Origin of the sequence: Enterobacter sichuanensis, from assembly GCF_002939185.1 — a bacterium.
In the GTDB taxonomy this organism is placed as follows: domain Bacteria; phylum Pseudomonadota; class Gammaproteobacteria; order Enterobacterales; family Enterobacteriaceae; genus Enterobacter; species Enterobacter sichuanensis.
The window spans coordinates 66,015-85,277 of sequence record NZ_POVL01000001.1 but is presented as its reverse complement, the minus strand read 5'-3'; the positions used below and the strand labels follow the sequence as shown (position 1 = coordinate 85,277).

Annotated in this window: 16 protein-coding genes and 1 other annotated feature; of the genes, 11 read left to right on the top strand and 5 right to left on the bottom strand. The window is 56.8% G+C overall.

The window, feature by feature from the left end; all coding sequences use genetic code 11:
• Positions 1 to 72: 72 nt before the first annotated feature.
• Positions 73 to 3,429 (top strand): mechanosensitive channel MscK, encoded by a 3,357-nt coding sequence (gene mscK / locus C5687_RS00405; RefSeq protein WP_047957904.1) that lies wholly within the window; start codon positions 73 to 75, stop codon positions 3,427 to 3,429.
• 32 nt (positions 3,430 to 3,461) lie between these two features.
• Here the strand turns inward: mscK and rsmS are convergent, their stop codons facing one another.
• Together rsmS and priC are read right to left on the bottom strand one after the other, a co-directional pair.
• The gene (rsmS, locus tag C5687_RS00400; RefSeq protein WP_053060137.1) at positions 3,462 to 3,635 is read right to left on the bottom strand and encodes a pleiotropic regulatory protein RsmS; all 174 of its coding nucleotides are present in this window, start codon (positions 3,633 to 3,635) and stop codon (positions 3,462 to 3,464) included.
• A 14-nt stretch (positions 3,636 to 3,649) separates the two neighbouring features.
• Positions 3,650 to 4,177, bottom strand: coding sequence for a primosomal replication protein N'' (priC, locus tag C5687_RS00395; protein ID WP_104556212.1), 528 nt, complete (start codon positions 4,175 to 4,177; stop codon positions 3,650 to 3,652).
• 50 nt (positions 4,178 to 4,227) lie between these two features.
• On the opposite strand from priC, the gene C5687_RS00390 reads away from it, so the two are divergent.
• From C5687_RS00390 to C5687_RS00345, 9 genes are all read left to right on the top strand, one after another.
• On the top strand, positions 4,228 to 4,605 hold the full coding sequence (locus C5687_RS00390) for a DUF454 family protein (protein ID WP_025756147.1): 378 nt from the start codon (positions 4,228 to 4,230) through the stop codon (positions 4,603 to 4,605).
• 150 nt (positions 4,606 to 4,755) lie between these two features.
• Positions 4,756 to 5,307 carry an adenine phosphoribosyltransferase gene (gene apt / locus C5687_RS00380; protein ID WP_000127359.1) on the top strand — a complete coding sequence of 184 codons (552 nt, stop codon included), beginning with the start codon at positions 4,756 to 4,758 and terminating at the stop codon, positions 5,305 to 5,307.
• 88 nt (positions 5,308 to 5,395) lie between these two features.
• Positions 5,396 to 7,321 (top strand): DNA polymerase III subunit gamma/tau, encoded by a 1,926-nt coding sequence (dnaX, locus tag C5687_RS00375; RefSeq protein WP_094918576.1) that lies wholly within the window; start codon positions 5,396 to 5,398, stop codon positions 7,319 to 7,321.
• Positions 6,651 to 6,715, top strand: a sequence feature (DnaX frameshifting element). (Overlaps the previous gene by 65 nt.)
• Before the next feature lie 54 nt (positions 7,322 to 7,375).
• A complete protein-coding gene (locus C5687_RS00370) occupies positions 7,376 to 7,708 on the top strand; it encodes a YbaB/EbfC family nucleoid-associated protein (RefSeq protein ID WP_003858972.1) in 333 nt (110 codons plus the stop codon).
• Positions 7,708 to 8,313 (top strand): recombination mediator RecR, encoded by a 606-nt coding sequence (recR, locus tag C5687_RS00365; protein ID WP_006809843.1) that lies wholly within the window; start codon positions 7,708 to 7,710, stop codon positions 8,311 to 8,313. Before C5687_RS00370 ends, recR begins: the two co-directional genes overlap by 1 nt.
• A 110-nt stretch (positions 8,314 to 8,423) precedes the next feature.
• Entirely contained in the window at positions 8,424 to 10,298 is a 1,875-nt protein-coding gene (gene htpG, locus C5687_RS00360) for a molecular chaperone HtpG (protein ID WP_045286616.1), read from the top strand.
• Positions 10,299 to 10,493: 195 nt separating this feature from the next.
• Positions 10,494 to 11,138: an adenylate kinase gene (gene adk, locus C5687_RS00355; protein WP_006809841.1), complete on the top strand. Its 645-nt coding sequence runs from the start codon at positions 10,494 to 10,496 to the stop codon at positions 11,136 to 11,138.
• A gap of 124 nt (positions 11,139 to 11,262) precedes the next feature.
• The gene (gene hemH / locus C5687_RS00350) at positions 11,263 to 12,225 is read left to right on the top strand and encodes a ferrochelatase (protein ID WP_025756144.1); all 963 of its coding nucleotides are present in this window, start codon (positions 11,263 to 11,265) and stop codon (positions 12,223 to 12,225) included.
• A gap of 62 nt (positions 12,226 to 12,287) precedes the next feature.
• The gene (locus C5687_RS00345) at positions 12,288 to 13,592 is read left to right on the top strand and encodes an inosine/guanosine kinase (protein ID WP_025756143.1); all 1,305 of its coding nucleotides are present in this window, start codon (positions 12,288 to 12,290) and stop codon (positions 13,590 to 13,592) included.
• 92 nt (positions 13,593 to 13,684) lie between these two features.
• Here C5687_RS00345 and ybaL read toward each other — a convergent pair whose 3' ends face one another.
• Together ybaL and C5687_RS00335 are read right to left on the bottom strand one after the other, a co-directional pair.
• Positions 13,685 to 15,361, bottom strand: coding sequence for a YbaL family putative K(+) efflux transporter (ybaL, locus tag C5687_RS00340; RefSeq protein ID WP_094918574.1), 1,677 nt, complete (start codon positions 15,359 to 15,361; stop codon positions 13,685 to 13,687).
• A 229-nt stretch (positions 15,362 to 15,590) separates the two neighbouring features.
• Positions 15,591 to 16,799 carry an MFS transporter gene (locus C5687_RS00335; RefSeq protein WP_104556211.1) on the bottom strand — a complete coding sequence of 403 codons (1,209 nt, stop codon included), beginning with the start codon at positions 16,797 to 16,799 and terminating at the stop codon, positions 15,591 to 15,593.
• Positions 16,800 to 16,968: 169 nt separating this feature from the next.
• Between C5687_RS00335 and ushA the strand changes: the two genes are divergently transcribed.
• Positions 16,969 to 18,621: a bifunctional UDP-sugar hydrolase/5'-nucleotidase UshA gene (gene ushA / locus C5687_RS00330; protein ID WP_045286620.1), complete on the top strand. Its 1,653-nt coding sequence runs from the start codon at positions 16,969 to 16,971 to the stop codon at positions 18,619 to 18,621.
• A 121-nt stretch (positions 18,622 to 18,742) separates the two neighbouring features.
• Here the strand turns inward: ushA and ybaK are convergent, their stop codons facing one another.
• Positions 18,743 to 19,222, bottom strand: a complete 480-nt coding sequence (gene ybaK, locus C5687_RS00325) for a Cys-tRNA(Pro)/Cys-tRNA(Cys) deacylase YbaK (RefSeq protein ID WP_023343509.1) — start codon at positions 19,220 to 19,222, stop codon at positions 18,743 to 18,745.
• Positions 19,223 to 19,263 lie beyond the last annotated feature (41 nt).

The following is a 19,263-nucleotide window of genomic DNA, read 5'->3' as shown; positions in this document are numbered from 1 at the left end:
TTCTGCTTCAGGCGAGCGTGATATTCTTCACGCCGGACTATTTTCGGTCATCTTCTGACATCATTCACAATTATGCTGCCCATCAATCGCTCGCAACATCCTGTTTTTGCATTGCTCTTTGCGATGCTGTTTTTCTTCGCTACGGCGCCGCTGACCTGGGCCCGCGCCGATAACAGCAATGATATCCCCTCGCGTGCCGATGTTCAGTCGCAACTCGACACTCTGAACAAACAGAAAGACCTCTCTCCTCAGGATAAGCTTATCCAGCAGGATTTAACGGAAACGCTGGAAACGCTGGATAAAATTGAGCGTGTCAAAGCCGAAACCGCCCAGCTTCGTCAGAAGGTGGCGCAGGCCCCTGAAAATATGCGTAAAGCGACGGAATCGCTGAATGCCCTGAGTGACGTCGATAACGACGACGAAACGCGCAAAACGCTCTCGACGCTCTCCCTGCGTCAGCTGGAATCGCGCGTTGCGCAGTTACTCGACGACCTGCAAACCGCGCAATCCGATCTCGCAACCTATAACAGCCAGCTGGTCTCCCTGCAGACCCAGCCCGAGCGTGTGCAAAACGCGATGTACGCCGCGTCTCAGCAGCTGCAGCAAATTCGCAACCGTCTGAATGGCACGACGGTGGGGGAAGGCACACTGCGTCCGACCCAGCAAACCCTGCTGCTGGTGCAGCAGACTTTGCTCAATGCGCAGATCGAACAGCAGCGCAAAAGCCTGGAAGGGAACACGGTGCTGCAGGATACGCTGCAGAAGCAGCGTGATTACGTCACCGCAAATATTAATCGCCTGGAACACCAGCTTCAGCTGTTGCAGGAGGCGGTTAACAGCAAGCGTCTGACGCTGACGGAAAAAACCGCCCAGGAGGCCGTCTCACCTGACGAAACCGCCCGCATCCAGGCGAACCCGCTGGTGAAGCAGGAGCTTGAGGCTAATCATCAGCTTAGCCAGCGCCTGATACTGGCGACAGAAAACGGCAACTCGCTGGTTCAGCAAAATATCAAAGTTAAAAACTGGCTGGATCGTGCGCTGCAGGCGGAACGCAATATCAAAGAGCAGATCGCGGTCCTTAAAGGCAGCCTCCTGCTGTCGCGTATTCTCTACCAGCAGCAGCAGACGCTCCCGTCCGCCGATGAACTGGAGGACATGACCAACCGCATTGCGGATTTACGTCTGGAACAATTCGACGTTAACCAGCAGCGCGATGCCCTGTTCCAGAGCGATGCCTTTGTCGCCAAAATTGAAGAAGGCCATTCCAGCGACGTGAACCCGGAAGTGCACGATGCGCTGCTCCAGGTCGTCGATATGCGTCGCGAGCTGCTGGACCAGCTCAACAAACAGCTGGGCAACCAGCTGATGATGGCCATTAACCTGCAAATCAACCAGCAGCAGCTGGTGAGCGTCTCGAAAAGCCTGCAGGAGATCCTGACCCAGCAGATTTTCTGGGTAAACAGCAATAAACCGATGGACTGGGACTGGGTGAAATCCTTCCCGGAGACGCTGAAAACGCAGATCAAGAGCATGAAAATCACCGTGAACTGGGAGAAAGCCTGGCCTGCGGTGATGATTGCCTTCCTGGCGGGGTTACCGCTGCTGCTGATCGCGGGTCTGATTCGCTGGCGTCTGGGCTGGCTGAAAAAATACCAGGCCAAACTGGCGTCTGAAGTGGGGCAACTGCGAAACGATAGCCAGCTGCATACGCCAAAAGCGATTCTGATCGACCTCATTCGTGCCCTGCCGGTATGCCTGATTATCCTGGCGGTGGGGCTGATCCTGCTTACCATGCAGCTTAACGTCAGCGATCTGCTGTGGGCGTTCAGTAAAAAACTGGCGCTGTTCTGGCTGGTGTTCGGCGTGTGCTGGAAGGTGCTGGAAAAAGACGGCGTGGCCGTGCGTCATTTCAACATGCCTGCCCAGCTGACCAGCCACTGGCGTCGTCAGATTGTGCGCATCAGCCTGGCGCTCCTGCCGCTGCACTTCTGGTCGGTTGTCTCTGAACTTTCCCCGCTGCATCTGATGGATGATGTGCTGGGCCAGCTGGTCATCCTGCTGAACCTGCTGCTGATTGCTATCCTGATGTGGCCGATGTGCCGCGACAGCTGGCGTGATAAAGAGTCCCACAATATTCGTCTGGCCACCGTGACGGTGCTGGCGATCATTCCGCTGGCGCTGATGGTGCTTACGGCGACGGGCTACTTCTATACCACGCTGCGCCTGTCCGGACGCTGGATTGAAACGGTCTATCTGGTGATCGTCTGGAATCTGCTCTACCAGACCGTGCTGCGAGGCCTGAGCGTAGCGGCCCGTCGCATTGCCTATCGCCGCGCCATCGCGCGTCGTCAGCATCAGGTGAAAGAGGGGGCCGAAGGGGCTGAGCCACAGGAAGAGCCGACCATCGCGCTGGAGCAGGTTAACCAGCAGACGCTGCGTATCACCATGCTGGTGATGATCGCGCTGTTTGCCGTGATGTTCTGGGCAATCTGGTCCGATCTTATTACCGTTTTCGCCTATCTCGACAGCATTACCCTCTGGCAATACAACGGAACCGAAGCCGGCGCGGCGGTCATGAAAAGCGTGACCATGGGTAGCCTGCTGTTTGCTCTGGTGTCGTCGGTCGTGGCCTGGGCACTGATTCGCAACCTGCCGGGCCTGCTGGAAGTGCTGGTTCTGTCGCGTCTGAATCTGCGCCAGGGGGCCTCGTACGCCATTACCACGATCCTCAACTACGTCATCATTATTGTGGGGGCGATGACGGTCTTTGGCTCGCTTGGCGTGTCGTGGGACAAACTGCAGTGGCTGGCAGCCGCGCTCTCGGTCGGTCTGGGTTTTGGTCTGCAGGAGATCTTCGGTAACTTTGTCTCTGGTCTGATTATCCTGTTCGAACGTCCGGTGCGTATCGGCGATACCGTCACCATCGGCACTTTCTCCGGTACGGTCAGCAAGATCCGTATTCGTGCCACCACCATCACCGACTTCGATCGTAAAGAGGTGATCATCCCGAACAAGGCGTTTGTGACCGAGCGTCTGATCAACTGGTCGCTCTCCGACACGGTGACGCGCGTGGTGATCCGCCTGGGCGTGGCGTATGGATCGGATCTGGAGAAGGTGAAAGAGGTGCTGCTCAAGGCGGCGTCGGAACATCCGAAAGTGATGCACGATCCGGCCCCGGCAGTGTTCTTCACCACCTTTGGGCCGAGCACGCTGGATCATGAACTGCGTTTATACGTGCGTGAACTGCGTGACCGCAGCTACACGGTGGATGAGCTGAACCGTTCTATCGATCGCCTGTGTCGTGAAAACGATATTAATATCGCCTTCAACCAGCTTGAGGTTCACCTGCGTAATGAAAAAGGTGATGAGCATACGGAAGTGAAGCGCGAGATTAAGGGAGACGACCCTCATCCTAACCCTCTCCCTTGAAGGGAGAGAGAATAATCGGGTGCGGGCTGCTTTTACCCTCTCCCCTCTGGGGAGAGGGTAGGGTGAGGGGAAAGTTTTCCCTCAAAATCCCGACGCACAATCTCCAGCGCCTTCAGTACCGTTTCTGCAGGGATCTCATGATTCTCCAGCAGCATAATCAAATCGACGGCCAGTTTGACCTCATCGGGTGCATTTTCCAGTGACATAAGTATGGCTCCTGTTAACGGGTCAAACGTTCAATGACGCGCTCAATCTCCTCCAGCGCCTGACGGCAGCGGACGATGCGACCTTCCAGCGCGCCAATCTCGCGCATCAATAGCTGCTGCTCTTCCAGCGTTTCGCTGTTGTTCAGCCGCACTTCGCGTTCGCGCTTCATCTCAAACAGCCGGCGTTCAAACTCCTGATTTTCCAGCCGCTTTCGCTGCCATTTGCCGAGCCCCGGCGAGGCACTGTCCCAGGCGCGCAGCGGCCAGGCGGCAATTTCGCGGTGCAGGGCGGTAATCTGCTCAGTGAGATGCTCAGCGAGCCATGCCACCTGTTCAGGCTGTTCACGCTCAGCGGCATGGCGCAGCTCGTCGAGATTCGTCTGCGCTTCCGCAATATATTCCTCGATTACTGTACTGCGGGTACGAAAAAGCTGCCGGTCAAAGCGCGGCTTCAGCGTGGCGTGCCCCAGCAGAGGGCTGGCCTCGGCTCGCAGGGCGCTCAGCTGTTTTTGCAGCATCTCCAGAAGCAAGGCTGTTTTCAAGGCGCTCTCCAGTGGTAAAGTAGCCGTTCAGTTTGATAACGATTCGCATTATGCAGCGTACTATTTTAATCATCATTGGCTGGCTCGCGGTAGTGCTTGGCACGCTGGGCGTGGTTTTGCCCCTACTGCCGACCACGCCGTTTATCCTGCTGGCGGCCTGGTGCTTCGCCCGCTCGTCACCGCGTTTTCACCACTGGCTGCTGTATCGCTCGTGGTTTGGTGGCTATTTGCGGCACTGGCAAAAACACCGGGCCATGCCGCCCGGTGCGAAGCCGCGCGCGATCGCGGTGATCCTCATCACCTTCGCGATGTCTTTATGGCTGGTGAAAATGCTGTGGGTGCGGATCCTGTTGCTGGTCATACTCACCTGTCTGCTCATCTTCATGTGGCGGATCCCCGTGGTTGATGAAAAGCAACAAAAGCACTGAAGCCTCATCATGGCTGTTGCAATTATCACGCGCAGCCAGTAAATTCGACCGTTTTCGAGCACAGGTGCGCCTGGTCAAAGGTTAAACAATTGTTGCCTTGGCCGACTCGTTGCGCGCCGTGAGTAACACTGTTTCATTTAGGCAAAACCGATGACCGCAACTGCACAGCAGCTTGAATATCTGAAAAACAGCATCAAAAGCATCCAGGACTATCCAAAGCCTGGCATTCTTTTCCGTGATGTCACCAGCTTGCTGGAAGACCCGAAAGCGTACGCCCTCAGCATTGAACTGTTGGTCGAGCGTTATAAAAACGCCGGGATCACCAAAGTAGTAGGTACCGAAGCCCGCGGCTTCCTGTTTGGCGCACCGGTTGCGCTGGCGATGGGCGTAGGGTTTGTGCCAGTGCGTAAACCGCGCAAGCTGCCGCGTGAAACCATCGCCGAGAGCTATGAGCTGGAGTACGGCACCGATCAGCTGGAGATCCACGTTGATGCGATCAAGCCTGGCGACAAAGTGCTAGTGGTTGACGACCTGCTGGCAACCGGCGGCACTATCGAAGCAACCGTGAAGCTGATTCGTCGTCTGGGTGGCGAAGTGACCGACGCGGCCTTCATCATCAACCTGTTCGATCTCGGCGGTGAGCAGCGCCTGGAAAAACAGGGCATTACCAGTTACAGCCTGGTGCCTTTCCCGGGTCATTAATCCCGGTTTTCACAACCTCGCTCAATGGGTGAGGTTGTGATAGCATTCCCCTCCATAAATTCACCTTCCAGCGTTGCAGAGCCTGCCCATGAGTTATCAGGTGTTAGCCCGTAAATGGCGACCACAAACCTTTGCTGACGTTGTCGGTCAGGAGCATGTGCTGACGGCCCTGGCGAACGGCTTGTCGCTAGGTCGCATCCATCACGCTTATCTTTTCTCCGGCACCCGCGGCGTCGGTAAGACCTCTATTGCCCGTTTGCTGGCAAAAGGTCTTAACTGCGAAACCGGGATCACCGCCACCCCCTGCGGCGTGTGTGATAACTGCCGGGAGATCGAGCAGGGGCGTTTTGTCGATCTGATCGAGATCGACGCCGCCTCGCGCACCAAAGTTGAGGATACCCGCGACCTGCTGGACAACGTCCAGTACGCCCCGGCGCGCGGCCGCTTCAAGGTCTACCTGATCGATGAAGTGCACATGCTGTCCCGCCACAGCTTCAACGCCCTGCTGAAAACGCTGGAAGAGCCGCCTGCGCACGTGAAATTCCTGCTGGCGACCACCGATCCGCAAAAGCTGCCGGTCACGATCTTGTCCCGCTGCCTGCAGTTCCATCTGAAGGCGCTGGACGTTGAGCAGATCCGCACGCAGCTTGAGCACATTCTTGACGAAGAGAAAATTGTCCACGAACCGCGCGCCCTGCAGCTGCTGGCCCGCGCCGCAGACGGCAGCCTGCGTGATGCGTTAAGCCTCACCGACCAGGCGATTGCCAGCGGTGACGGCAAGCTCTCGACTGACGCGGTCAGCACCATGCTCGGTACGCTGGATGACGATCAGGCGCTTTCGCTTATTGAGGCGATGATTGCCGCCAACGGTGAACGCGTAATGTCGCAGGTGAATGCGGCAGCCGCACGGGGTATTGAATGGGAAGGGCTGCTGGTTGAGATGCTTAGCCTGCTGCACCGCGTGGCAATGCTGCAGCTTTCTCCGTCGGCCATCGGTGCGGATATGGCCGCTATTGAACAGCGGATGCGTGAGCTTGCCCGCACCGTGCCGCCTGCCGACGTGCAGCTCTACTACCAGACGCTGCTGATTGGCCGTAAAGAGTTACCGTTCGCGCCGGACCCGAGGATGGGCGTTGAAATGACGCTGCTGCGCGCGCTGGCGTTCCACCCGCGCATGCCGCTGCCGGAGCCTGAGGCGCCACGGCAGTCTTTCGCCCCGGTCGCCCCAACGGCGGTGATGTCGCCGCAGCAGGTACCGCCGCAGCCGACACCGCCGGCGCAGAACGTGCCGCTGTCGGATGCCACCAGTTCGGTGCTTGCCGCACGCAGCCAACTGCAGCGTGCCCAGGGAGTAACCAAACCAAAAAAGAGTGAACCGGCAGCGCCAGGAAGAGCGCGGCCGGTGAACAACGCCGCGCTTGAACGACTGGCCTCGGTAACGGAGCGCGTACAGTCGCGTCCGGCACCGTCCGCGCTCGAGCAGAAAGCCCCGGTGAAAGAAGAGGCTTACCGCTGGAAGGCGACCACCGTTGTCGAAACGGTCAAGGAAGTGGTTGCCACGCCGAAAGCGCTGAAAAAGGCGCTGGAGCATGAAAAAACGCCGGAGCTGGCCGCGAAGCTTGCCGAAGAGGCTATTGCGCGCGACGCCTGGGCCGCTGAGGTCAGCCAGCTTCAGTTGCCGAAGCTGGTCGAGCAGGTCGCGCTGAATGCCTGGAAAGAGCAGGACGGCAATCAGGTGCGTTTGCACCTGCGTCCGGGTCAACGCCACCTGAATTCACCCGGTGCGCAAAAGGCGCTGGCCGAGGCGCTGGCCGCTTTACAGGGTTCACCGGTTGAATTGACTATCATTGAAGATGATAATCCGGCGGTGAAAACGCCGCTGGAGTGGCGTCAGGCCATTTATGAAGAGAAGCTCGCGCAGGCGCGCGAGGCGATTATTGCGGATAACAACATTCAGACCCTGCGCCGGTTCTTCGACGCCGATCTGGATGAAGAGAGTATTCGCCCCATTTGATCGTGAGTCTGACTTACGGTTGTAATCCTTAAACGTGAAAGAAGAGAGAAGCCTATGTTTGGTGGAAAAGGCGGTCTGGGTGGCCTGATGAAGCAGGCTCAGCAGATGCAGGAAAAAATGCAGAAGATGCAGGAAGAGATCGCTCAGCTGGAAGTCACGGGTGAATCCGGTGCCGGTCTGGTCAAAGTGACCATCAACGGTGCGCACAACTGCCGTCGCGTTGAAATCGACCCGAGCCTGCTCGAAGACGACAAAGAGATGCTGGAAGATCTGGTAGCCGCCGCGTTTAACGATGCTGCGCGCCGTATCGACGAAACTCAGAAAGAGAAAATGGCCTCCGTTTCCAGCGGTATGCAACTGCCGCCTGGCTTCAAGATGCCATTCTGATGCAAACCAGTCCGCTGCTCACGCAGTTAATGGAAGCACTGCGCTGCCTGCCGGGCGTTGGCCCGAAGTCAGCGCAGCGCATGGCGTTTACGCTATTGCAGCGCGACCGCAGCGGCGGGATGCGCCTGGCGCAGGCTTTAACCCGCGCCATGTCAGAGATTGGTCACTGTGCGGATTGCCGTACCTTTACCGAGCAGGATGTTTGTAACATCTGCACGAACCCGCGTCGTCAGGAAAACGGTCAGATTTGCGTGGTGGAGAGTCCGGCGGACATCTACGCCATCGAACAAACCGGGCAGTTTTCCGGCCGCTATTTCGTGCTGATGGGGCATCTCTCCCCGCTGGACGGTATTGGCCCGGACGATATCGGTCTTGACCGCCTTGAACAGCGTCTTGAGTCCGAAACGATCAAAGAGGTGATCCTCGCCACCAACCCCACGGTGGAAGGGGAAGCTACAGCCAACTACATCGCTGAGCTGTGTGCGCAGTATGGCGTTGACGCCAGCCGCATCGCCCACGGCGTACCGGTCGGCGGAGAGCTGGAGATGGTGGACGGCACCACGTTGTCCCACTCTCTGGCAGGACGTCACAAGATTATTTTCTGACCAAACGGAGGCGGCGTTTGCCGCCTTCGCTTGAAAATTTCCCCCCTTATCCCCATCTCTCCCTCAACGTTTTAAAACCCCATTAAATGGCATTGTTGAGGTCGACATAGATGAAAGGACAAGAAACCCGCGGTTTCCAGTCAGAAGTAAAACAGCTTCTGCACCTGATGATCCATTCCCTGTATTCCAACAAAGAAATTTTTCTGCGTGAGCTGATTTCCAACGCCTCCGATGCGGCGGACAAGTTGCGCTTCCGCGCGCTGTCTAACCCGGATCTGTACGAAGGCGACGGTGAGCTGCGCGTGCGCGTCTCTTTCAATAAAGAGAACCGCACTCTGACTATCGCCGATAACGGCATCGGGATGAACCGCGACGAGGTGATCGACCACCTCGGGACCATCGCGAAATCCGGCACCAAAGCGTTCCTCGAGTCCATGGGCTCTGACCAGGCGAAAGACAGCCAGCTGATCGGTCAGTTCGGTGTGGGTTTCTACTCGGCGTTCATCGTGGCGGACAAAGTCACCGTGCGCACCCGCGCGGCGGGCGACAGCGCGGAGAATGGCGTGCTGTGGGAATCGAAAGGTGAAGGCGAATACACCGTTGATGACATCACCAAAGCGGATCGCGGGACCGAAATCACCCTGCATCTGCGTGAAGGGGAAGATGATTTCCTGAACGACTGGCGCGTACGCTCCATCATCAGCAAGTACTCCGATCACATCGCGCTGCCGGTTGAGATTGAAAAACAGGAAGAGAAAGACGGTGAAACCATCGTTTCCTGGGAGAAAATCAACAAGGCGCAGGCGCTGTGGACGCGCAACAAGGCTGAAATCAAGGACGACGAGTACAATGAGTTCTACAAGCACATCGCCCACGACTTTACCGACCCGCTGACCTGGAGCCACAACCGCGTGGAAGGTAAGCAGGAGTACACCAGCCTGCTGTACATCCCGGCGCAGGCGCCGTGGGACATGTGGAACCGCGATCACAAGCACGGCCTGAAGCTGTACGTGCAGCGCGTCTTCATCATGGACGATGCCGAGCAGTTCATGCCGAACTACCTGCGCTTTGTGCGCGGCCTGATAGATTCCAACGATCTGCCGCTGAACGTCTCCCGCGAAATTCTGCAGGACAGCACCGTCACCCGTAACTTGCGCAACGCCCTGACCAAACGTGCGCTGCAGATGCTGGAAAAACTGGCGAAAGACGATGCGGAAAAATATCAGACCTTCTGGAAACAGTTCGGTCTGGTGCTGAAAGAAGGCCCAGCTGAAGACATGGCGAACGTTGAAACTATCGCTAAACTGCTGCGCTTTGCCTCTACGCATACCGACTCCTCCGCGCAGACCGTGTCGCTGGAAGAGTACATCTCCCGCATGAAAGAAGGGCAGGAGAAGATCTACTACATCACTGCTGACAGCTACGCCGCGGCGAAGAGCAGCCCGCACCTGGAGCTGTTGCGCAAGAAAGGCATCGAAGTACTGCTGCTGTCCGACCGCATTGACGAATGGATGATGAACTACCTGACCGAGTTCGACGGTAAGGCGTTCCAGTCTGTTGCTAAGGCGGACGAGTCCATCGACAAGCTGGCAGATGAAGTTGATGAAAATGCGAAAGAAGCCGAGAAGGCGCTGGAGCCGTTCATTGAGCGCGTGAAAACGCTGCTGGGCGAGCGCGTAAAAGAGGTGCGTTTCACTCACCGTCTGACCGACACTCCGGCCATTGTCACCACCGATGCCGATGAAATGAGCACCCAGATGGCGAAGCTGTTCGCGGCTGCGGGCCAGGCGGTGCCGGAAGTGAAATATATTTTCGAGCTGAACCCGGATCATCCTCTGGTGAAACGCGCAGCGGATACCCAGGACGAAGCCCGCTTTGCCGAGTGGGTTGAGCTGCTGCTGGACCAGTCTCTGCTGGCCGAGCGTGGCACGCTTGAAGATCCTAACCTGTTCATTAAACGTGTGAATGCGCTGCTGCTGGCGTAATTAACCACGCCTCTCCTGGTCTTCTCCCTCTCCCCGTGGGAGAGGGCCGGGGTGAGGGCACCAGGCCGCACTATCCCAAATTATCTCCCCCCATTAACCGTTTCAGCCCTCCCGCCTTCCTTGAGCCGTATCCGTTCTGGTGGTATTGTTTAGCGCTTTTGAAAAATTGAATCGACTTTTGAGGGGATTTTCGCAATGCGTATTATTCTGCTTGGCGCTCCGGGCGCGGGTAAAGGAACTCAGGCTCAGTTCATCATGGAGAAATACGGTATTCCGCAAATCTCCACCGGTGATATGCTGCGCGCCGCTGTAAAATCTGGCTCCGAGCTGGGTAAACAAGCTAAAGACATCATGGACGCAGGCAAGCTGGTGACTGACGAGCTGGTTATCGCTCTGGTCAAAGAGCGCATTGCTCAGGAAGACTGCCGCAACGGTTTCCTGCTGGACGGTTTCCCACGCACCATTCCTCAGGCTGACGCCATGAAAGAAGCGGGCATCAACGTGGACTACGTTCTGGAGTTCGACGTACCGGACGAGCTGATTGTTGACCGTATCGTTGGCCGTCGCGTACACGCTGCGTCTGGCCGCGTTTACCACATCAAATTCAACCCACCTAAGGTTGAAGGCAAAGACGACGTGACCGGCGAAGAGCTGACCACCCGTAAAGACGATCAGGAAGAGACCGTGCGTAAGCGCCTGGTGGAATACCATCAGATGACTGCGCCGCTGATCGGCTACTACACCAAAGAAGCGCAGGCGGGTAACACCAAATACGCGAAAGTTGACGGCACCAAAGCCGTGGCTGACGTGCGTGCTGAGCTGGAAAAAATCCTCGGCTAATCGCATATCTCTCACCCGGGCCACCGGGTGAGAAAAATTCTCATCTTACCTATTACAGCAATGGGTTTCGTTTAAACGCATTTCCGCTACAATTGACAACCATTCAAATGGTTAAGAGGCGTGAATGAGTCAGGCGAAAACCGGCATCCTGCTTGCCAATCTGGGTACTCCAGAAGCACCTACATCAGACGCGGTAAAACGCTACCTGCGACAATTTTTAAGCGACACGCGCGTCGTGGATTTTCCGCGACTGCTGTGGTGGCCGCTGCTGCGTGGCGTCATTCTGCCGATCCGTTCTCCGCGCGTCGCCAAACTCTATCAGTCCGTGTGGATGGAAGAGGGCTCGCCGCTGATGGTTTACAGCCGTCGCCAGGAAAAAGCGCTGGCCGCCCGCCTGCCGGAGATGCCCGTCGCGCTCGGCATGAGCTACGGCAAACCGTCCCTGGAAAGCGCGGTGGATTCACTGCTGGCGCAGGGCGTGGACCATATCGTGGTGCTGGCGCTCTACCCGCAGTACTCCTGCTCGACGGTGGCCGCCGTCTGGGACGAGCTGGCCCGCATTCTGGCGACCCGCCGCCGCATTCCGGGCGTGACCTTTATTCGCGACTATGCGGATAACGAGCTGTACATCAAGGCGCTTGCCAACAGCGCGCGCGCGTCGTTTGAAAAACACGGCGAGCCGGATCTGCTGCTGCTCTCCTATCACGGCATCCCGCAGCGTTTCGCCAACGAAGGGGATGATTACCCGCAGCGCTGCCGCGATACCACCCGCGAGCTGGTCTCCGCCCTTGGCCTGCCGCCGGAGAAGGTGATGATGACCTTCCAGTCGCGCTTCGGCCGTGAGCCGTGGTTGACACCATACACCGATGAAACCCTCAAAATGCTCGGTGAGAAGGGCGTGAAGCATGTTCAGGTGATGTCGCCGGGCTTCTCGGCTGACTGCCTGGAAACGCTGGAGGAGATCGCGGTGCAAAACCGGGAATTTTTCCTTGAGGCTGGCGGTGAAAAGTACGAGTACATTCCGGCGCTTAACGATTCGCCAGAACATATCGACATGATGGTCTCGCTGGTGACGAACAGCCGCTGATCGCACTCCGGGCCGGGTTTGTGCTACCATTCCCGGCCCATATTCTTCGTACAGTTCAGACCATGAAATTTCCCGGTAAACGCAAATCCAAACACTACTTTCCCGTCGATGCCCGCGATCCGCTCCTGCAGCAAATCCAGCCTGAAAATGAAACCAGCGCGGCCTGGGTCGTCGGTATCGACCAGACGCTGGTGGACATTGAAGCGAAAGTGGATGATGAGTTTGTCGCCCGTTACGGTCTGAGCGCCGGTCACTCGCTGGTGATTGAAGATGACGTGGCCGAAGCGCTGTACCAGGAGCTGGTGCGCGAAAACCTGATTACCCATCAGTTTGCCGGTGGCACCATCGGTAATACTATGCACAATTACTCCGTGCTGGCTGACGACCGCTCTGTCCTGCTCGGCGTCATGTGCAGCAATATCGAAATCGGTGGCTACGCCTACCGTTATCTGTGCAACACCTCCAGCCGTACCGATCTGAACTATCTCCAGGGCGTTGACGGGCCGATTGGCCGCTGCTTTACGCTGATCGGCGAATCCGGTGAACGTACCTTTGCCATCAGCCCGGGCCACATGAATAAGCTGCGCGCGGAAAGCATTCCTGAAGAGGTGATCGCGGGCGCGTCGGCGCTGGTACTGACCTCCTATCTGGTGCGCTGCAAGCCGGGAGAGCCGATGCCGGAAGCCACCATGAAAGCCATTGAGTACGCCAAAAAGTATGATGTGCCGGTGGTGTTAACGCTGGGCACCAAATTCGTGATTGCCGATAACCCGGAGTGGTGGCAGGCATTCCTGAAAGAGCACGTTTCGATTCTGGCGATGAACGAAGAAGAGGCCGAAGCGCTGACCGGTGAAAGCGATCCGCTGCTGGCATCTGATAAAGCGCTGGACTGGGTGGACCTGGTGCTCTGCACCGCCGGTCCTGTCGGGTTGTATATGGCGGGCTTCACGGAAGAAGAGAGTAAACGCAAAACCCAGCATCCGCTGCTGCCGGGGGCGATTGCCGAGTTTAACCAGTATGAGTTCAGCCGCGGCATGCGTTACAAAGATTGCATTAACCCACTGCGGATCTACTCTCATATCGCGCCCTATATGGGCGGACCGGAGAAGATCATGAACACCAACGGCGCGGGCGACGGCGCGCTGGCGGCACTGCTGCATGACATTACCGCCAATGCTTACCACAAAACCAACGTACCCAATTCCAGCAAACATAAGTTCAACTGGCTGACCTACTCGTCGCTGGCGCAGGTGTGTAAATACGCGAACCGCGTCAGTTATCAGGTGCTAAACCAGCACTCGCCGCGCTTAACGCGCGGCCTGCCGGAACGGGAAGACAGCCTCGAAGAGGCGTACTGGGACAGGTAAAAGCAAAACGGCAACCCAGGTTGCCGTTTTTGATGTTTGTTCCCTCTCCCTGTGGGAGAGGGTCAGGGTGAGGGCATCAGGCCGCACAACACTTAACCCGTCACCCCTTCTTCAACCGGCGGTTTCTCCAGCAGCGTCAGCATCGTATTCGCAATCTCGCGTTCGCCCATCACCACCTTATTCGCGCCGCGCTCGGTGATATATTCCACCTCGTCGTCATAATGCGCCCGGGCGATAATCTCGATATTGGGGCACTTCTCGCGCGCAGAAGCCACAATCTCGCCCGCTTCATAGCCGTTGGGTATGGTCAGCAGCAGCCAGCGGGCGCAGTCCAGATGCGCCAGGTTCATGATCTCTTCGTTCGCCGCATTGCCCAGCACCGCCCGAATGCCGCGCTCGCGCAGCTCGTCGACGCGGGTACGCGAGGTTTCAATCACCACCAGCGGAATACCCTGCGCCATCAGCTTCTCGCCAAGCAGGCTTCCCACGCGGCCAAAGCCAACCAGCAGGGCGTGGTTGCAAATATCCACCGGGATCTGCTTCTCTTCTTCGATGGCCTCTTCAAGAGTCTGCTCTTCCAGGGTTTCGGTTTTATCGAGGTATTTTTCCAGCAGGGCAAACAGCACCGGGTTCAGCATAATCGACAGGATGGCACCCGCCAGCACCAGGTTCTGCCCGGCCTGCGGCAGCAGATTCAGGGCCATGCCCAGACCGGCGAGAATAAAGGCGAACTCACCAATCTGCGCCAGGCTGGCGGCGATGGTCAGTGCCGTACGCGGCGAGTGGCCAAACATCCGCACCAGGAAGAAGGCGGCGAGGGACTTACCAAAGATAATGATCGCCAGCGTGCCCAGCACGGCCAGCGGCTGCTGGATCAGAATAAGCGGGTCAAACAACATCCCGACGGAGACGAAGAACAGCACGGCGAAGGCGTCGCGCAGCGGCAGGGTATCGTGCGCCGCGCGGTGGCTCAGCTCGGATTCGTTCAGCACCATCCCGGCGAAGAAGGCGCCCAGGGCAAAGGAGACGTCAAACAGCTCAACGGCACCAAAAGCGATGCCCAGCGCCAGCGCCAGCACGGAGAGGGTAAACAGCTCGCGTGAGCCGGTTGCCGCGCTGCGGGACATGATCCACGGGACCAGACGGCGGCCCACCAGCATCATGATGGCGATAAACGCCACCACTTTTCCGATGGTGATACTCATATCCAGCGCCAGTGACGCGAAGCCGATATTGTCTTTTTCCATCATGCCAGCCACGGCAGGCAGCAGCACCAGCGTCAGGACCATCACCAGGTCTTCAACAATCAGCCAGCCTATCGCGATTTGCCCACGCTGGCTGTCTATCAGCTGTCTCTCTTCAAGCGCACGTAGCAGCACCACGGTACTGGCGGTCGAGAGACACAGCCCAAATACGATGCCGGTCATCAACGACCAGCCCAGCACAGCCGAAAGTGCCATCCCCAGCAGCGTCGCTACCCCTATCTGGGCGATCGCTCCCGGTATGGCAATCGACTTTACCGCCATCAAATCCTTCAGGGAGAAATGCAGACCGACGCCAAACATCAGCAGAATCACGCCCAATTCCGCCAGCTCAGGGGCCAGTTTGGTATCCGCCACGAACCCTGGCGTAAACGGCCCGGCCAGGACGCCCGCTAACAGATAGCCGACAAGAGGAGAAATACGCAGTTTATTGGCAATCATGCCGAGGATAAAAGCGAGCACAAGTCCACCAACAATGGTGGTGATAAGCGGTGTGGCGTGGTGCATTCCGTCTCCTTTCGTTGTGGGTGATCCTTTTTGGTGAAAAACCAAAAACCGAGTAATAGTTTATGACAATTTTTACCCTTATGTTTATGAATAATTATTGAAGTTTGAATAAAACAGCAATAAGCACCAAAAAAAGCGCATTTTGATAAATTCAGTGAGGGGAAGTAGAGGAAACCCTTATGGCATCAGGAGGGAAGGCAGCCAAAGACAAACTTTGGCTACCCTTTATTTACGCTTTGTGGCGGTTATCAGGCAGGAATATGGTCAACATCCCAAGAAGTGGCAGGAAAGCGCAGATTTTATAAACCAGGAAGATGCTGGTGTGATCCGCAACCATCCCCAATACCGCCGCGCCAAGGCCTCCCATACCGAAGGCGAAACCGAAAAAGAGTCCGGAAACCATACCGATACGTCCTGGCAGCAGCTCCTGGGCATAGACCAGAATGGCGGAAAACGCGGAAGCGAGGATAAAACCAATAATCACGGTTAAAATCCCCGTCCATTCAAGGCTGGCGTACGGCAAAATGAGGGTAAAGGGCGCTACACCGAGGATAGAGCCCCAAATAACATATTTACGCCCAACCTTATCCCCTACAGGCCCGCCAATGACCGTGCCGGCGGCGACGGCGAACAGGAAGGCAAAAAGATGGATCTGCGCGTTTTGTACCGATAATCCGAATTTTTGCATCAGATAAAATGTGTAATAGCTGCTGATACTCGCCATATAGAAGTATTTCGAGAAAATCAGCACCAGCAGGACGGCCACCGCCAGGATAACCTTATTGCGAGGAAGGGGATTGATAACCTTCGCTTTAGGTTTTCCTTTATTCACCCGATGCTGAGCGGCATACCAGCGGCTGATCTGCGCCAGCACAATAATCGCCAGCAGTGCGGCCAGGACGAACCAGGCCACATTGCCTTTACCGTAAGGGGCAATAATCACCGCGGCCAGCAGCGGGCCGAGGGAGCTACCAAAGTTGCCGCCCACCTGAAAGAGAGACTGCGCCAGACCGTGACGCCCCCCGGAGGCCATACGCGCCACGCGCGAGGACTCTGGATGGAAAACGGACGAGCCGGTACCCACCAGCGCGGCTGCAATCAGCACGGCTTCAAAGCTTCCGGCCATGGCCAGCAGCACCAGTCCGCTTAAGGTAAAGCACATGCCGATCGGCAGCGACCACGGCATTGGGTATTTATCCGTCCAGTAGCCCACCACCGGCTGCAGCAGTGAGGAAGCCAGCTGGAAGGTCAGGGTGATCATCCCGATCTGCACGAAGGTGAGGGAGAACTCGGACTGCAGCAGCGGATAAATGGCCAGAATCAACGACTGGATCATGTCGTTGAGCAGATGCGAGAGACTGATTGCGCCTAATACTTTAAAGGAGGTGCGCGACGCCGGTGCGCCCGGAACGGGCTGGGTTGATTCACTGATTGCCATAGAGAGAATTACCACGTCTTGAGTTATTAGCGATGCAGGGTGTAATTATTATCCGACTAACATACCCGCCCGGGACCTTTGAAGAAAGTCGCAATTCTGAAAACTTATTTGTCTATTCTTATTAGTCACTGTAATTTCTGCCTTTGTCTATTGGTCAGGGAGAGAGAAGATGAAGTTAATGAAGCGGGGCGTCGCGCTGGCGCTGATTGCCGCCTGGGGTCTGGTAAGCCTGCCCGCGCAGGCGTATGAAAAAGACAAAACCTATAAAATCACCATTCTGCATACCAACGATCACCACGGTCATTTCTGGCGCAGTGAATACGGCGAATATGGCCTGTCGGCACAAAAAACGCTGGTGGACGGCATTCGTAAAGAGGTGGCAGCCCAGGGCGGCAGCGTGCTGTTACTGTCAGGAGGCGATATCAATACCGGCGTGCCGGAATCCGATTTACAGGATGCCGAGCCCGATTTCCGCGGTATGAACCTGATTGGCTACGACGCGATGGCCGTCGGTAACCATGAGTTTGATAATCCGCTGAGCGTGCTGCGTCAGCAGGAAAAATGGGCCAAATTCCCCTTCCTTTCCGCCAATATTTACCAGAAAAGTACCGGAGAACGCCTGTTCAAGCCCTGGGCGCTGTTTAAGCGTCAGGATCTGAAGATCGCGGTCATTGGTTTAACCACCGACGATACGGCGAAAATTGGCAACCCTGAGTTCTTTACCGATATCGAATTCCGCAAACCGGCGGACGAAGCGAAGCTGGTGATTCAGGAGCTGCAGCAAAACGAAAAGCCGGACGTGATTATCGCCACCACCCACATGGGGCACTACGACAATGGTGAGCACGGCTCTAACGCACCGGGTGACGTGGAGATGGCGCGCAGCCTGCCTGCGGGCTCACTGGCGATGATTGTGGGTGGTCACTCACAAGATCCGGTGTGTATGGCCTCGGAGAACAAAAAGCAGGTGGATTACGTGCCGGGTACGCCGTGCGCGCCAGACCGTCAGAACGGTATCTGGATTGTGCAGGCGCACGAGTGGGGCAAATACGTGGGCCGGGCGGACTTCGAGTTCCGTAACGGTGAGATGAAGCTGGTGCATTATCAGCTCATTCCGGTCAACCTGAAGAAAAAGGTCACCTACCCGGACGGGAAAAGTGAGCGCGTACTATACACGCCAGAGATCGCCGAAAACCAGCAAATGCTCTCCCTGCTGACGCCGTTCCAGAACAAAGGTAAGGCACAGCTGGATGTGAAAATCGGCACGCTGAACGGGCGTCTGGAAGGGGACCGCAGTAAAGTTCGCTTCGTGCAGACCAACATGGGTCACCTGGTACTGGCGGCGCAAATGGCGCGTACCGGCGCTGACTTCGGCGTGATGAGCGGCGGCGGCATTCGTGACTCTATCGAAGGCGGCAACATCACCTATAAAGACGTCCTGAAGGTGCAGCCGTTCGGTAACGTGGTGGTCTATGCCGATATGAGCGGGAAAGAGGTCATTGACTATCTGACCGCTGTGGCGCAGATGAAACCGGATTCCGGGGCCTATCCGCAGTTTGCCAACGTCAGCTTTGTGGCGAAAGACGGCAAGCTTAACGATCTTAAGATTAAAGGTGAACCGGTCGATCCTGGCAAAACCTACCGTCTGGCGACTCTGAGTTTTAACGCCACTGGCGGCGACGGTTATCCGCATATTGATAATAAACCGGGCTACGTGAATACCGGCTTTATTGATGCGGAAGTGCTGAAGCAGTTCATCGAGCAGAATTCACCGATTGACGTGAATGCGTATGAGCCGAAAGGTGAGGTGAGCTGGCAGTAGTGTTGTGCGGCCTGATGCCCTCACCCCAACCCTCTCCCACCGGGAGAGGGCGCGAACACAAAAAACGGTAACGCCTGTTACCGTTTTGCTTTTACCTCGAAGCCGCCACCCGGCAAATTTCTCAATCCCGGCGCGCAATATCCGCAAACTTCGCGTCCAGCATTTTCGCCAGATCGCCCGCGGCCAGCTCAATATCCAGCCCGCGTTTGCCTCCGGATATAAAGATGGTGTCAAATTCCTGTGAAGGGGCATCAATCAGCGTCGGCAAACGTTTTTTCTGCCCGAGCGGGCTGATCCCACCCACCAGGTAGCCCGTGGTGCGTTGTGCAACCATCGGGTCGGCCATATCCACCTTCTTCGCCCCCAGGGCTTTGGCGACTTTCTTCAGATCCAGCTGTCCCGCCACCGGCGTAACCGCGACGGCGAGGTGCTTCATGTCGCCATTCACCGCAACCAGCAGCGTTTTATACACCTGGTCCGCGTTCAGGCCCAGCTTGCGCACCACTTCATCACCAAAGTTGGTTTCATTCGGATCGTGATCGTAAGTGTGGATCCGGAAAGAAATGTTGTTTTTTTCGAGTAGTTTAACGGCGGGAGTCATAGCTATCCTTCTTACGACAGACAAATCATGCCACCAGCATA

What these genes read in the sequence shown, in the direction of transcription:
- hemH (WP_025756144.1), top strand. Translation starts at nt 11,263, where the DNA reads ATGAGTCAGGCGAAAACCGGCATCCTGCTTGCCAATCTGGGTACTCCA.
- adk (WP_006809841.1), top strand. Translation starts at nt 10,494, where the DNA reads ATGCGTATTATTCTGCTTGGCGCTCCGGGCGCGGGTAAAGGAACTCAG.
- rsmS (WP_053060137.1), bottom strand. Translation starts at nt 3,635, where the DNA reads ATGTCACTGGAAAATGCACCCGATGAGGTCAAACTGGCCGTCGATTTG.
- mscK (WP_047957904.1), top strand. Translation starts at nt 73, where the DNA reads ATGCTGCCCATCAATCGCTCGCAACATCCTGTTTTTGCATTGCTCTTT.
- C5687_RS00390 (WP_025756147.1), top strand. Translation starts at nt 4,228, where the DNA reads ATGCAGCGTACTATTTTAATCATCATTGGCTGGCTCGCGGTAGTGCTT.
- dnaX (WP_094918576.1), top strand. Translation starts at nt 5,396, where the DNA reads ATGAGTTATCAGGTGTTAGCCCGTAAATGGCGACCACAAACCTTTGCT.
- ushA (WP_045286620.1), top strand. Translation starts at nt 16,969, where the DNA reads ATGAAGTTAATGAAGCGGGGCGTCGCGCTGGCGCTGATTGCCGCCTGG.
- ybaK (WP_023343509.1), bottom strand. Translation starts at nt 19,222, where the DNA reads ATGACTCCCGCCGTTAAACTACTCGAAAAAAACAACATTTCTTTCCGG.
- C5687_RS00370 (WP_003858972.1), top strand. Translation starts at nt 7,376, where the DNA reads ATGTTTGGTGGAAAAGGCGGTCTGGGTGGCCTGATGAAGCAGGCTCAG.
- C5687_RS00335 (WP_104556211.1), bottom strand. Translation starts at nt 16,799, where the DNA reads ATGGCAATCAGTGAATCAACCCAGCCCGTTCCGGGCGCACCGGCGTCG.
- ybaL (WP_094918574.1), bottom strand. Translation starts at nt 15,361, where the DNA reads ATGCACCACGCCACACCGCTTATCACCACCATTGTTGGTGGACTTGTG.
- htpG (WP_045286616.1), top strand. Translation starts at nt 8,424, where the DNA reads ATGAAAGGACAAGAAACCCGCGGTTTCCAGTCAGAAGTAAAACAGCTT.
- C5687_RS00345 (WP_025756143.1), top strand. Translation starts at nt 12,288, where the DNA reads ATGAAATTTCCCGGTAAACGCAAATCCAAACACTACTTTCCCGTCGAT.
- apt (WP_000127359.1), top strand. Translation starts at nt 4,756, where the DNA reads ATGACCGCAACTGCACAGCAGCTTGAATATCTGAAAAACAGCATCAAA.
- recR (WP_006809843.1), top strand. Translation starts at nt 7,708, where the DNA reads ATGCAAACCAGTCCGCTGCTCACGCAGTTAATGGAAGCACTGCGCTGC.